A 14,524-nucleotide genomic window follows, 5' to 3' on the forward strand; every position below is an offset into this window, starting at 1 on the left:
TCTCCCTTACCGGACCTGGTCCAGGAGCTCGGCGCCCTGGACCACCACGCGGGTACCGGGCTGGAGGCCGGCCTCGACCAGCACCCGCGTGCCGTCGAGGGGCGCGACCCGCACGGGCTTCGCCTCGTAGCGTTCGGCGGCCGTGTGGGCGTAGACCACGTCCTGGCCGTTGGCGGTGCGCACCACGCTCGCCCGCGGCAGGGCGAGGCCGCTCTGCTCGGCATCGGTGGCGGCGAGCACGGTGACGAACTGGCCGACCCGCAGCCCCCCGGATCCGCCCTGGATCGCGAACTGGACCGGAATCGCCTGGTTGCGGTCGGCGAGGCCGGCGCCCTGGTAGGCGAGAGGCAGGCTGCGCCCGTCGGCGAGGCGCGCGGTGGCGTCGGCGGCCGGCGTCAGGACATCGAAGCTCAGGGCCTCGACCCAGAGCTTTCCCGGATCGACGATCTGGAACACCATCTGGCCGGGGGCGGCCATCTGGCCGGCGATGGCGGCGGCCTCGGCGATGACGCCGCCGACGGGGGCGGTCAGCACCTCGGGCTCCTGGCGGATACGGTCGAGGGCGGTGCGGCGGTCCTTGAGGCCCTTCAGCTCGTCCTGCGCCTCGTCGAGCTGCACCTGCGAGACCGCGCCGCTGGGGCTGAGCTTCTGGTAGCGGTCGACCCGGCGCTGCACGATGGCGATCTGCTGGTCGAGCTCGCCCTGGCGCTGGCGCATGTCCGACAGGTCCACCCGCTGCACCGGCGGCGCGACCAGCGCCAGCACCTCACCGGCCCGGACCTTCGTGCCGAGGCGCGGGAAGGCGCCCGAGGGCGGCGGCGCCAGGCGCCCGCCGACGGAGGATTGCACCACGCCGCTGGCATTCGGGTCCGGGATGATGCGCCCCGGCAGCGACACGGTGCGGCGGAAGGCGGCCTCGGCCGCGACCTGCGTGCGCAGGGAGAGCAGGCGCTGGGTGGGTTTCGGCACGAACACCGCCCCGTCGGCGAGGCGCTGGGCGAGATCCGTGGGCGGGGGCACGAAGGCCGCGCGGGTCTCCGGAGGGTCGCCGTCATGCGCGAAGGCGGTGGCGCCGAGCACCAGGGTCGCGGCCAGCACCAGCACGGCGAGGACGGGCGCCCGGCGGCCGGCCCGCATCAGCCCCATGGCGGCCAGCCCCAGCACGAAGCCGCCGGCCGCGGCGAGGCCGGCGCCGGGGTCCCGCGCGGAGAGCCGCCCGGTCAGGCCCTCGGCGAGCCGGTGCAGCCAGCCCTCGCCCGCATGCCCCGCCTCATGTCCGGCCCGGGCGGACTCGGCGCCCTTGAGCTCGGCGCCCTTGGGCTCGGCCCCTTTGGGCTCGGCCCCTTTGGGTTCGGCGGCCTTGGGCAGGGCGACCGTCAGCGGCAGCACGTCCAGGTCGGTGCCGGCCGTCACGGTGACGACGAGGTCGAGGTGATCGTCCTTGGACGCGCGCGTCGCGAGCCAGGGCGCCGGCAGGCGGTAGCTGCCGTCCGGGCTCGCCTCGGCCCGGGCGGGGCCGTCCGGCGTCTCGACCTCCAGGGTGGCGTCGGTGATCGGCTCGGCCGTAGCGAAGCGGTCGAGGTAGAGCACCAGCGCATCGCCGCGGGGGATCGCCACCAGCTCGAAGGCGGCGGAGGCCGCCTCGCCCCGCGGGGCGATGGTCTTCGAGACCGGCGGTTGCGGGGCGCCGTGGTCGTGGCCCTCATGGGCGCGGGCGGGAAGGAACGGCAGCGCCAGCAGGGCGAGCGCCGCGGCCGGCGCACGCGAGGCGGCCGGCAACCGGAACGGGGACATGGGTGAGTGAACCTTCGCGGGCGGACGGCGAGGGGCGCCCGCGGGCGGCCACCCGTCAGGGCGGCGCGCCGATGCGGGACGCGGGCGTCAGGCGAAGGGTCTCGGCGGTCTCGCGGGGGAATCGGGGACGATGCCAGCAGGCACCGCGTCCTCGGCCGCCGCCAGGCGGCGGGCCGGCCGCGGGCTCGGGAACGCCGCCAGGCCGTCCGGCAGCAGGCCGGGCACGCAGCAGGAGGCGCCCATCAGGCAGCACAGCCCGTTGCAGGACCGGGCGGAGGCGGGTGCCTCGTCCGGATCGGCGGCGGTCAGGCGCGGGCCTTGCGCGGCGACGCGCGCCTCGGCCAGGGTCGGCCCGGTCACGGCGGGACCGTGCAGGGACGGCGCGTGGTGGGCGTGACCCTGATGCGCATGCCCTTGATGGGCTTGGGCCGACGACACCCCGGTCACCGACGCGCCGACGCACGCGGCGATCAGCACGATCACCGCGGCCACGAGGCGCGCGAGGGGACGGGACAGGGTCATGCTCTCAGGGTATCAGATTCGGGCCGCGAGGGAAGCGGGGGCTTCGCGCCTCAGCCCGGCCCGGGCGTCTTGTCCGGGTACCGGCACAGGTCGGCGATCGGGCAGCGCCAGCATTCGGGCTTTCTCGCCTTGCAGACGTAGCGGCCGTGCAGGATCAGCCAGTGATGGGCGTTGAGGCGGTAGGGCTCGGGCACGATCGCCTCCAGCCCCGCCTGGACCTTGTCGGTGGTGCTGCCGGGCGCCAGGGGCACACGGTTCGAGACGCGGAAGATGTGGGTGTCGACGGCGATGGTCGGCTCGCCGAAGGCGACGTTGAGCACCACGCTGGCGGTCTTCTTGCCGACGCCGGGCAGCACCTCCAGGTGCTCGCGGGCGCGGGGCACCTCGCCGCCATGCTCCTCGATCAGGATGCGCGAGAGCGCAATGACGTTCTTGGCCTTGGTGTTGAACAGCCCGATCGTACGGATGTGGTGCCGCACCGTCTCCTCGCCGAGGGCCAGCATCGCCGCCGGGTGGTCGGCCTTGGCGAAGAGCGGCGCGGTGGCGAGGTTGACGCTTCTGTCGGTCGCCTGGGCCGACAGCACCACCGCGACGAGCAGCGTGTAGGGGTTGCGGTATTCGAGGTCGGAGCGCGGCTCCGGGTTGGCGGCGCTCAGGCGAGCGAAGATCTCTCGCAGCGTCGCGGCGTCGACCGGCTCCGGGGTCTTCGCACGGGCGGTGAGGGGCTTCACCAATCCCGCCGTGGCAGGTGCGGTGATTTTGTCGGGGGCGGCCTGCTTCCGGCGAGTCATGCGTGCCTTATATTGGGCGCATGGCGAGCGGCAAGACACCGGACCACGCGACCGAACGGCACCCCTACGGCCGCGACCCGGACGCGATCGAGCGCCCGGTCTTCTCGGCGACCATCCGGCCGCATTGCTCGCTGTCGCGCCTCGGCTTCCGGGTCGTGATGGCGGCCTGCGGCGGCGTCGCGCTCGTCACCGGCATCGCCTTCCTGCAGATGGGGATGTGGCCGGTCACCGGCTTCTTCGGCCTCGACATCGCCGCCCTGTGGCTGGCGCTGACCCTCAACGCCCGCCGCGGCCGCTCCTTCGAGGAGGTGGTGATCAGCCAGATCGAGGTGCTGGTCGCCCGGGTCAGCCACCGCGGCGAGCGGGCCGAGTGGCGCTTCAACCCGCTCTGGACCCGGCTGCACAAGGTCGAGGACGAGGAATACGGGCTGATGTCGCTGGCCTTCGTGTCGCGCGGGCAGCGGGTGCTCGTCGCCCGCGACGCCTCGCCGACGGAACGGCAGGTGGTGGCCGACGGGCTGACGCGGGCCTTGGCGGAGGTGAAGAAGGGGTATTAGCGCCTCGTCATGACGCGCTCCCCTTTCCCGGACGACTGAAGCGTCAGCGGAAGGAGATCCGGGATCCGGCACAAGAACTCGCGAAGCGTCCGCCTGTCTGCAACGGTGCGGCATGCAGAGCCGCTTTGCGACGCTTCTTCTGCTGGTGCCCGGATCTCCTTCCGCTTCGCCTCAATCGTCCGGGAAAGGGGAGGGCGTTGGGAGGGAGGAGGTGCGCCGGGGCCCCCCGGCCCGCGTCTTCGCGGGCTGCCGCAACCACTCCGCCAGCTTCGTGAACCGCGGCTTCGCCCCGCCCCGCACCGCGATCGCCACCGCGCGGGTCTGCGCCACCAGCACCACCAGCCGCTTGCCCCGGGTCACGCCCGTATAGAGCAGGTTGCGGGCCAGCATCGTGTAATGCTGCATGGCCACCGGGATCACCACGGCGGGATATTCCGAGCCTTGCGACTTGTGGATGGTGATGGCGTAGGCCGGGCTCAAGGCGTCCAGCTCCTCGAACGGCCAGACGACCTCGCGCCCGTCGAAGCCCGCAACCAGCAATCCCTCCTCGGGATCGACCCGCAGCACCACGCCGAGATCGCCGTTGAACACCTCGCGGTCGTAGTCGTTCTGGCCCACCATCACCCGGTCGCCGGGGGCGAAGACCCAGCCGAAGCGCTCGACCGAGACGGCCGGGTTCGGGTTCAGCACCCGCTGGAGCGCCTGGTTGAGGTGTCGGCTCCCGAGCGCCCCGCGGGTCATCGGGCAGAGCACCTGCACGTCCCGGACCGGATCGAGGCCGAAGCGGCGCGGGATGCGGCGCGTGACGATCTCGACGAGCTTGTCGGCGCCGATCTCGGGATCGTCGATCCCGACCACGAAGAAGTCGCCGTCCGGCGTGCCGGCGCCCTCGGGCATCTGCCCGGCATTGATCCGGTGGGCGCCCGTGACGATCCGGCTCTCGGCGGCCTGCCGGAAGACCTCGGTGAGGCGCGCCACCGCGACGCGGCCCGAGTCGATCACGTCGGCGAGCACCCGGCCCGGGCCGACGGAGGGCAGCTGGTCGACGTCGCCGACGAGCCAGAGCGCGGCGTGGCGCGGCAGGGCCCGGGTGAGGGCGTTCATCAGTGGGACGTCGATCATCGAGGCCTCGTCCAGCACCAGCAGGTCGCACGGCAGCGGGCTGTGCTCGTTGCGCTGGAAGCCGCCGTGGCGCGGGTCGATCTCGAGCAGGCGGTGGATGGTCTTCGCCTCGCGGCCGGTCTGCTCGCTCATCCGCTTGGCGGCCCGTCCCGTCGGTGCGGCGAGCAGCACCGCGGCCCCCGCCCCGTCGAGCATCCGCAGCAGCGCGTCCAGCGTGCTGGTCTTGCCGACGCCGGGCCCGCCGGTCATCACCGCGACCTTGGCGTTCGACAGCGTCGCGGCCGCCGCGGCCTGCGAGGGCGAGAGCGGCCGGCCGGTCTCGGCCTCCACCCGCGCCAGGGCGGCGCCCGTATCGATCTCGTCCCAGGGCAGGGGCGCCTCGTCGAGGGCGATCAGCCGCTCGGCGATCGCAGCTTCCGCCGCGTGCAGGCCGCGCAGGAACAGGTGCGGCACGTCGCCGATCGTGTCCATCACCACCGCATCGCCGCCGATCTCCTCGACGAGGGCGGTGCGGAGCAGGCTCGCATCGACCGCCAGCAGCGCGGCCGCGCGGGCGATCAGGTCCGGCACCGGCAGGGCGCAATGGCCGTCATCCATCGCCGCCTGGAGCGCGTAGGCGAGGCCGGCGCGCAGGCGCTCGGGCGCCGTCGGGGCCAGGCCGAGCTTTTCCGCGATGGCGTCCGCCGTGCGAAAGCCGATGCCGCGCACGTCGCGGGCGAGGCGGTAGGGATCCTCGGTCATCACCCGGACCGCGTCGGTGCCGTAGGTCTTGAAGATCCGCACCGCCCGGGCGGTGCCGACGCCGTGGGCGTGCAGGAACACCATGATCTCCCGCACCGCCTTGTGCTCGGCCCAGGCCGCTGTGATCCGCGCGGCGCGGGTCGGGCCGATCCCCGTCACCTCGGTCAGGCGCTCCGGCGCCGCCTCGATCACCGCGAAGGTGTCGGCCCCGAAGGCCTTGACGATGCGCTTGGCCATCTCCGGCCCGATGCCGCGCATCTGGCCCGAGGCGAGGTAGCGGGCGATGCCCTCGACACCCGTGGGCGGCGTCGCCGCCAGGGTGTCGGCGCGGAACTGCAGGCCGTGCTCGCGGTCGCTGACCCAGGCGCCCGTGGCGGTCACCCATTCGCCCGCCGCCACGGCGGGCGCGTGGCCGATCACCGCCACGAGGTCGCGCCGGCCCCGCGCCTTGACCTTCAGGACGCAGAACCCGCTCTCGGCATTGTGGAAGGTGACGCGCTCGATCGATCCGGCGAGGGCGTCGGGGGAGCGGGAGCGGGGAGGGGCGGCGAAGGCGGCCATCGGCGCCCTGCAAGATCGGGAGAGGGCCGAACCGGCGCAAGGGCGAGACGATTCGCCCGTGGCCGCGGCCGCGTCGGCTCCCTCCGGCCGGCGGGGCGATGAAGGCCGGCCCGCGAGGCCGGCGCGTCGACGCCGACCGCGGACAAGCCCGCGATCGGTGGGGCCGTCGCCCGGCCGTGAAGGCTCGATGCCGGGCCCGGAAGTCCGGGGGCCTGGACCTTCGAACCTCGGCGCCTCGCGGCAGCTTCGCGAGCGGAGCCGGAGGTCGCCGGCAACGACCTCCGATTCTCGGCGGACCTGCATCGGCAGGACAACGTCTCGTCCGCTTGGCTCCTTGTTTTATCGCAGATTTTTGTCGCAGATCCGCCAACCGCTTTTGCGGGATCTGCTCAGATCCGGTAGGTGTCGGCCTCGGTCATGTAGGCCGCGTACCCCTCCGGATTTCGCCGGTAGATCGCGTGGAGTGCGCGCTGGTGATCGGCATAGCCCCCCGGCTCGAGACGCGACACGTAGGCGTCGTCTCTCTGGTAGTCGCGCACGTTGCCGGGCTTGGGTCCGTGGAAGTGCAGGATCCTGGCGGCGGCGTCGAAGCCCCAGTACGGCTTCCAGTTGCAGCGACGGTCGAGACGATCCCAGCGATCACGATAGACCGCGTTCAAGGCGCCCTGATCGTCGTGCGGCGCCATATGGCCGATATGGGCCTCGACGTACCGCACCAGCTCGTCGCGTGTCGCGCGCAAGCGAGGGAGGTTCATCAGCATGACGCCGGAGTTGAAATAGCTCCAATCGTCCTGCCCATGCTCGGGAGCACAAGAGAGGAAGGCGGGCACCCGCAGCGACGGCTCGGGGTCGCGGCGGAACATCACGTCGATGTCGGTGTAGAGGACGATCTCGTCGCTCCGTTCGAGCATCGGGATGTCGCAGCGCAGCCAGTGGCCGCTGAACATGTCCGAGTCCAGCCGGTGCCGCTCCTTCACGATCGGGAACAGCGAAGCCCTGTGCTCGATGATCTCGACGCCGGCATGCGCCAGCGCAGCGATGCGGGCGCTCACCTCGGGACTTCGCTCGCCCGGATCGACGAGACAGACGGGTTTCAGCTGCGTGGTGCGGCGTGCCGAGTCGACCGCGATCCCGAGCTGATCCCAGGCGTGCCTGAGGCCGGTTTCGTTGACGGCGAAATACCATTTCATCCAGCCACCTCCGTCCGGTCGGGAGGTGCGGGTTTCGTGGCGGACGTGCGGGCTCGGCCTCTCCCGCCCATCCCCGCTCGCGCATCCCCGGCCGGGAAACACCAGCGGCGAATCCGCTGTGATGACGCTGCGTAAACAAAAAAGTCTCCGGGGTGAACAGCCGGAGGGTACGACGTTCCCGCCGCAGCGCCGGCCCTCGCCGCCGCGTCGGCCGGGCCGCCTGGCGCCGCGTCCGAGCCCGGTGTCACCGGGCGCGCACCTCCAGGCCTCCGATCCCGGCGCATCGTCGACGACGAACCGGTCTTCGCATCGTCGGAGGATGTGTTCGCGTCCCGGGCGCGGCCGGCATGCGGGCACCATGGTCCGCGCCTGCCTGCCCTCTCGGGATCACGGCCCGTCGTCGCCGCGAGGGCGCGAACCTTCCCGCTCGAAGATCAGGTTCAACCGCGTCTGGGCGATGCGGCGATAGCCGTGGCGGGTGAGAAGGGCGGCGAGGTCGGTCTGCCACAGGTCGGTGCCGTCCTCGATGACGAGGAGGCGCGGGTGCAGGGCGGGCGGCGCCTGGCGCAGGAACGGTTCGAGGATCAGGTCCTCGGCGCCCTCGACGTCGAGCTTGATCGCGTCGATCCGGGTCAGGCCCTCGCCGCGGACGAGATCGAGGAGCGACACCGCCGGCACCCGGATCGCCGCGCCCTCGCTGGTGCCGACCACCTTCAGGCTCGATTCGCCGCGGTTGCGGGGATCGACGAACAAGGTCATCTCGCCGGCCTTGTCGGCCACCGCGCAGGCCACCGCCTTGACGCTGCCGAACGGATTCTGGGCGATGTTGAAGGCGAGCTTGTCGAAGATGTCGGGCTGCGGCTCGACCGCCAGGATCCGCGCGCCGCGCCCGGACGAAGCCGCCACGAACAGCGCGTAGGCGCCGACATTCGCCCCGATGTCGAGGAAGACGCAGTCCGGCCCGACCCGATCGGCCAGGATCCTGCGCTCCACTGGATCGAAGAACTGCGGGGTGAAGAGCACCTTCTTCTCGCAGTTGTTGTTGTAGGGGTGCAGGCGCATGCGCGCGCCGTAGCGCTCCACGTCGAGGGGCCGGCCGCGCAGCATGCGGATGGCGGTGCGGCGCAGGAGCAGGGCGAGGCGCCGCGCGCCCCAGTTCTCGTGGGGCAGGCGCTCGGTGCGCGCGAGGATCCAGCGCACGAGCCCGGCGGGCGCGTAGGTGCCGAAGGGGTGGGATGCCTGTGTCATCGTGCCGGTGTGCGGGCCGCGGCGTAGCGCGGCCGCCCCGCACGGAGGCGGAGCGGGTGGGGGAGTCTCGCGCGCCTCATGCCACCCGGGCGGGCGGGCGGCAATCCGCATCGCCCGGGACTGGCGGGCTCGGCCTCAGGCCAGCGGGCTTGGTTCGGCTTCAGGCCAGCGGGCCCGGGATCGCCTGCTCGGCCTCGTGGGTCAGCCGCGCCTCGTGCCGGCGCACGAACAGCCACAGGGCGATGCCGCCGAACACCACGACGGCGAGCAGCCCCAGGCCGATCGGCCCGACCACGTGCTCGATCGAGCGGCCGCACAGATAGGCGCCGAAGCCCATCAGCGAGGCCCAGGCGATGCCGCCGGCGGCGTTGAACAGGAAGAAGCGGCGGGCGTCGAACTGGTTCACCCCGGCGAGCAGGGCCGCATAGGCGCGCAGCATCGCGGTGAAGCGGCCGAAGAACACGATCTTGCCGCCGTGGCGCCGGAAGAGATACTGGCCGAGTTTGAGCCGGCGATGGTCGAGGGCGATCTTGGCCCCGTGCTTGAGCAGCAGCGGCATGCCCCAGCGCCGGCCGACCCAGTAGCCGAAATTGTCTCCAATGATGGCGGCGAGCGCCGCGGCCAGCACCACGAGGCCGATGCGCAGCTGGCCGGTCGAGCCGGCATAGACCGCCGCCGAGATCAGCGCGGTCTCGCCCGGCATCGGCACGCCGGCGCTCTCCAGGGTGATGACGAAGAAGATCGCCCAGTAGCCGTAATGCGAGATCAGGTCGGCGACCGGCAGGTCGTGGAGGAAGTGCATGAAGGTCCCGCGGACGATGGCTCTGCATGGCGGCGCCGTGTCGCGCCTCTGGACATGAGATAAGGGGTCCGATCGTGGCTCTTCCAGGGCAACGCTCGGGCGCCGTTCAGCAATCGTGAGGCAACATCGTCGTCGTACTGGCGACGCATTGCCGTGCGGAATGGCCATCGGGCTTCGCGGGGGGTCCGCCGCGAAGGCGACGTGCCGCAGGCGCAACTCCGCGCCGCCGGCACGACATGAGAGGCGTCGCGGGGGCGGGATTGGTGGTGTCGGGTCCGGGTTGTCCAGAGCGATGAACGAATTGTCTCCCATCCGGACCGACGACGCGGTCGGGGCGCCGCCCCGCCGGCGCGGCCGCGGCCTGGCCTGGCTCCTGGTGCTGCTGGCGCTCGCCGGCGGCGGCTACTGGGCGTACCGCACCTATCTCCCGGACGGGTTCAAGCGCTCCGAGACGCAGCAGGCTACCGGCCGCCGGGGCGGCGGGCGCCGCGGCGCGGGCGGGGAGGGGCCGCAGGCGGTCGGCGTCGCCACCGTGCAGAAGGGCGACATGCCGGTGGTGCTCTCGGGCCTCGGCACCGTGACCCCGCTCGCCACCGTGACGATTCGCTCGCAGGTGAGCGGCTACCTGACCCAGGTCGGATTCCGCGAGGGCCAGACCGTCAAGGCCGGCGACTTCCTGGCCCAGATCGACGTGCGGCCCTACGAGGCCCTGCTCGCCCAGTACCAGGGCCAGCTCCTGCGCGACCAGGCGCTGTTGCAGAACGCCCGCCTGGATCTCGCCCGCTACCAGACCCTGAACCGCCAGGACTCGATCTCGAAGCAGAACGTCGATACGCAGGCCGCCACGGTCAAGCAGTACGAGGGCGTGGTCGCCTCCGACCAGGCGCAGATCGACCAGCAGAAGCTCAACATCAGCTACGGCCGCATCACCTCGCCGGTCGAGGGCCGGGTGGGCCTGCGCCAGATCGACCAGGGCAACTACGTCACCGCCGCCTCGACCGGCATCGTCGTCGTGACGCAGCTCCACCCGATCTCGGTGCTGTTCACCCTGCCGGAGACCGTGCTGTCGCGGGTGATGGATCGGCTCCGGGCCGGCGCCACCCTGCCGGTGCGGGTCTTCGACCGCTCGGACACCACCGAGATCGCCAGGGGCAGTCTCGACACCGTCGACAACCAGATCGACGTCACCACCGGCACGGTGAAGCTGCGCGCCCTTTTTCCGAACAAGGACGACCGGTTGTTTCCCAACCAGTTCGTCAATGCCCGCCTCGACGTCGATACGGTGCGCGACGCCGCGCTCGTGCCGGCCGCCGCCGTTCTGCGCGGCACGCCCGGCACCTACGTCTATCTCCTGACCGGAGAGGACAAGGTCGCCGTGCGCCCGATCGAGATCGGCGAGAGCGACGGCGTGCGGACCGTCGTCACCAAGGGGCTTTCGGTCGGCGACCGGGTGGTGGTCGACGGGACGGACCGGCTGAAGGACGGGGCCGCGGTGCGGGTGACCGGCGGGCGGCCGGAAACGACGGCCGGACCGGAGGCAGCGAAGCCGGCACCGCCGGCGGACGGGGAGGGCGCTGCTGCATCGGCTCGCCAGGAAGGCCAGCGTCAGGAAGGCCAGCGTCCCGAGGGCGAGCGCCCCCATCGCCGCCGGCAGCAGAGCCAGAATCCGTGATGATCCGGCGCACCAGCATCAACCCTCCCCCCTCTGCGGGGGAGGGTGGCCTGCGGAGCAGGCGCAGCGGGACGCAGTCCCGCCGAGAGGGGCAGCGCGACGCTGATCCAGCGCACGCCCTTCAGAACGGCTCCGCCTCACCCGGAAGCGTGGTTCCCCTCTCCCGGCTCGCTCCGCTCGCCACCCTCCCCCGCAGACGGGGGAGGGTTGGGCGCGCACGTCCGGTCATGAAAAATGATCGGGCATTCCGATGAACCCCTCCCGCCTGTTCATCCTGCGCCCGGTCGCCACCACCCTGCTCATGCTGGCGATCCTGCTCGTCGGCCTGATCTCGTATTTCAACCTGCCGCTCTCGGCGCTGCCCTCGGTCGATTACCCGACGATCCAGGTCCAGACCTTCTATCCCGGCGCCAGCCCCGAGGTGATGACCTCGGCGGTGACGGCGCCGCTCGAACGGCAGTTCGGCCAGCTCGCCAACCTCAACCAGATGACGTCGCAATCCTCGGCCGGGGCCTCCGTCATCACGCTCCAGTTCAACCTGGATCTCGGCATCGACATCGCCACCCAGGAGGTCCAGGCCGCCATCAACGCCGCCGGCAACCTGCTGCCGGGCGACCTGCCGGCGCCTCCCGTCTACGCCAAGGTCAACCCGGCCGACGCGCCGATCCTGACGCTGGCGCTCACCTCCAAGACCCTGGCGCTGACCCAGGTGCGCGACCTCGCCGAGACGCGGCTGGCCCAGAAGATCAGCCAGGTCTCGGGCGTCGGCCTCGTCTCGATGGCGGGCGGGCAGCGGCCCGCCGTGCGGGTGCGGTTCAACGCGGCGGCGCTGGCGGCCTACGGCCTCAACATCGACGACCTGCGCACCACCATCAACAACCTCAACGTCAACACGCCCAAGGGCTCGATCGACGGGCCGACCCAGTCCTTCACCATCAACGCCAACGACCAGATCCGGGACCCGAGCGCCTATCGCGACGCGGTGATCGCCTATCGCAACGGGGCGCCGGTGCGGCTCTCGGCGGTGGCCGAGGTGGTGGAGGGGCCTGAGAACACCCAGCTCGGCGCCTGGATGGACACCACCCCGGCGGTGATCCTCAACATCCAGCGCCAGCCCGGCGCCAACGTCATCGCGGTGGTGGACCGGATCAAGGCGCTGCTGCCGCAGCTCCAGGCGACGCTGCCGGCGGCGATCCAGGTGACCCCGCTCACCGACCGCACGGTGACGATCCGCGCCTCGGTCGAGGACGTGCAGTTCGAACTCTTGCTCGCCATCGCCCTCGTGGTGCTGGTGATCTTCCTCTTTCTCCGCTCGCTGCCCGCGACCCTGATCCCGAGCCTGTCGGTGCCGCTGTCGCTGGTCGGCGCGCTGGCGGTGATGGACCTGTGGGGCTTCTCCCTCGACAACCTGTCGCTGATGGCGCTCACCATCGCGACCGGCTTCGTCGTCGACGACGCGATCGTGGTGATCGAGAACATCGCCCGCCACGTCGAGGAGGGCGACAGCCCGATGGAGGCGGCCCTCAAGGGCTCGCGCGAGATCGGCTTCACCATCATCTCGCTCACCGTCTCGCTGCTGGCGGTGCTGATCCCGCTGCTGTTCATGGGCGAGGTGGTGGGGCGCCTGTTCCACGAATTCGCCATCACGCTCGCCGCCACCATCGTGATCTCCGGCGTGGTCTCCCTGACCCTGGTGCCGATGCTGTGCGCACGCCTCCTGCACCATCAGCCGGCCCAGGCCCGCGCCGCCGGGCGCCTGTCGAATGCCGGGCGCCGGCTGATGGAGGGCGGCATCGCCTTCTACGGCCGGACCTTGCGCGGCGTGCTCGCCCACCAGTGGCTGACGCTGCTGGTCGCCGTCGGCACCCTCGTGCTGACCGTCTACCTGTACGTCGTGATCCCGAAGGGCTTCTTCCCGGTCCAGGATACCGGGCTGATCCAGGGCATCACCCAGGCCGACCAGACCGTCTCCTACGGCGCCATGGCCGAGCGCCAGCAGCGCCTGGCGGAGGCGATCCTGAAGGATCCGGACGTGGTCAGCCTGTCGTCGTTCATCGGCGTCGACGGCCAGAACGTGACGCTGAATTCCGGCCGCTTCCTCATCAACCTGCGCCCGCGGGAGGAGCGGACGGAGAATGCCAGCGCGATCATCCGGCGGATCTCCGCCCGGGTCGCCGACGTGCCGGGCATCGCGCTGTTCATGCAGCCGGTGCAGGACCTCACCATCGACACGGCGGTGAGCGCCACCCAGTACCAGTTCATCCTGGAGAACCCGGATCCGAGCGCCTTCGACACCTGGGTGCCGCGCCTCGTCGATCGGCTCAAGGCGATCCCCGACCTCGCCGACGTGGCGAGCGACCGGCAGGCGAGCGGCTTGGCCGCCTACATCACCATCGACCGCGCCACGGCCGGCCGCTACGGCATCACCCCGGCCTCCGTCGACAACGCCCTCTACGACGCCTTCGGCCAGCGCATCATCTCGACGATCTTCACCCAGTCGAACCAGTACCGGGTGATCCTGGAGGCCGATCCGGAGCTGCACCGGACGCTGGAATCGCTGTCGCGGATCTACCTGCCGTCCTCCACCGCCACCAACGGCCAGGTGCCGCTCACCGCCATCGCCCAGGTGAGCGAGCGCCGCGCCCCGCTCCTCATCAGCCATCTCGGGCAGTTCCCGGCGACCACGATCTCGTTCAACCTCGCGCCCGGCGCTTCCCTCGGTCCCGCGGTGGCGGCGATCCGGGCGGCGGAAGCGGAACTCGGCATGCCCGACAGCTTCCGGCTGATCTTCCAGGGCTCGGCGCTCGCCTTCCAGGCCTCGCTCGACAACACCCTGTTCCTGGTGCTCGCCGCGATCGTCACGGTCTACATCGTGCTCGGCGTGCTCTACGAGAGCTTCGTCCACCCGATCACGATTCTGTCGACCCTGCCCTCGGCCGGCATCGGGGCGCTGGCCGGCCTGATGCTGTTCGGGCACGACCTCGACATCATCGGCATCATCGGCATCGTGCTGCTGATCGGCATCGTGAAGAAGAACGCCATCATGATGATCGACTTCGCGCTCCAGGCCGAGCGCGAGGAGGGCATGACCCCGCGGGACGCGATCTACGAGGCCTGCATCCTGCGCTTCCGCCCGATCCTGATGACGACCTTCGCGGCGCTCTTCGCCGCGATCCCGCTGATCCTCGGGACCGGAACGGGCTCGGAGCTGCGCCAGCCGCTCGGCATCTCGATCGCCGGCGGATTGATCGTGAGCCAGATCCTGACGCTCTACACGACGCCGGTGATCTACCTCGCCTTCGACCGGCTCGGGCGCAGGCTCAGCGGGCGCCGCCGCAGCGGGCTGGCGCCCGGGGAGGCGGTGCCGTGAGGGTCGCGGGAGTTGCGCGGATGTCAACTTCCGGTCGTGCGCATCCCCTCTCCCCGCCCGCGGGGAGAGGAGGGATCTCGCGCCTCATTCGACAGGGCATGATCGCTCTCCCCCGCAGAGGGGGGAGGGTCAACGGCGGCGCGCTCGGGGCCGC

Annotated in this window: 10 protein-coding genes; 3 read left to right on the forward strand and 7 right to left on the reverse strand. The window is 71.6% G+C overall.

From position 1 onward, the window contains the following. Window positions 1–6: 6 nt before the first annotated feature. From G4G93_RS10700 to nth, 3 genes are all read right to left on the reverse strand, one after another. A complete protein-coding gene (locus G4G93_RS10700) occupies window positions 7–1,794 on the reverse strand; it encodes an efflux RND transporter periplasmic adaptor subunit (protein ID WP_165083952.1) in 1,788 nt (595 codons plus the stop codon). Window positions 1,795–1,881: 87 nt separating this feature from the next. After that, entirely contained in the window at window positions 1,882–2,316 is a 435-nt protein-coding gene (locus G4G93_RS10705) for a hypothetical protein (protein ID WP_165083954.1), read from the reverse strand. A 50-nt stretch (window positions 2,317–2,366) separates the two neighbouring features. Beyond that, a complete protein-coding gene (gene nth, locus G4G93_RS10710) occupies window positions 2,367–3,107 on the reverse strand; it encodes an endonuclease III (RefSeq protein WP_165083956.1) in 741 nt (246 codons plus the stop codon). 20 nt (window positions 3,108–3,127) lie between these two features. Here nth and G4G93_RS10715 point away from each other — a divergent pair, with 20 nt between their 5' ends. Next, on the forward strand, window positions 3,128–3,664 hold the full coding sequence (locus G4G93_RS10715; protein ID WP_165084281.1) for a DUF2244 domain-containing protein: 537 nt from the start codon (window positions 3,128–3,130) through the stop codon (window positions 3,662–3,664). A gap of 171 nt (window positions 3,665–3,835) precedes the next feature. On the opposite strand, the gene G4G93_RS10720 is transcribed toward G4G93_RS10715, so the two are convergent. From G4G93_RS10720 to G4G93_RS10735, 4 genes are all read right to left on the reverse strand, one after another. Beyond that, window positions 3,836–6,088, reverse strand: coding sequence for an ATP-dependent RecD-like DNA helicase (locus tag G4G93_RS10720; protein WP_165083958.1), 2,253 nt, complete (start codon window positions 6,086–6,088; stop codon window positions 3,836–3,838). Between the two features lie 389 nt (window positions 6,089–6,477). Then, entirely contained in the window at window positions 6,478–7,278 is an 801-nt protein-coding gene (locus tag G4G93_RS10725; protein WP_165083960.1) for a glycosyltransferase, read from the reverse strand. Window positions 7,279–7,665: 387 nt separating this feature from the next. Then, entirely contained in the window at window positions 7,666–8,526 is an 861-nt protein-coding gene (locus tag G4G93_RS10730; protein ID WP_165083962.1) for an FkbM family methyltransferase, read from the reverse strand. Window positions 8,527–8,686: 160 nt separating this feature from the next. Continuing rightward, window positions 8,687–9,328, reverse strand: coding sequence for a DedA family protein (locus G4G93_RS10735; protein ID WP_165083964.1), 642 nt, complete (start codon window positions 9,326–9,328; stop codon window positions 8,687–8,689). Between the two features lie 292 nt (window positions 9,329–9,620). Here G4G93_RS10735 and G4G93_RS10740 point away from each other — a divergent pair, with 292 nt between their 5' ends. After that, window positions 9,621–11,000, forward strand: a complete 1,380-nt coding sequence (locus G4G93_RS10740; protein ID WP_165083966.1) for an MdtA/MuxA family multidrug efflux RND transporter periplasmic adaptor subunit — start codon at window positions 9,621–9,623, stop codon at window positions 10,998–11,000. Between the two features lie 250 nt (window positions 11,001–11,250). Then, window positions 11,251–14,370: an MdtB/MuxB family multidrug efflux RND transporter permease subunit gene (locus G4G93_RS10745; RefSeq protein WP_165083969.1), complete on the forward strand. Its 3,120-nt coding sequence runs from the start codon at window positions 11,251–11,253 to the stop codon at window positions 14,368–14,370. Window positions 14,371–14,524 lie beyond the last annotated feature (154 nt).

Origin of the sequence: Methylobacterium sp. DB0501 (assembly GCF_011043735.1) — a bacterium.
Taxonomy (GTDB): domain Bacteria; phylum Pseudomonadota; class Alphaproteobacteria; order Rhizobiales; family Beijerinckiaceae; genus Methylobacterium; species Methylobacterium alsaeris.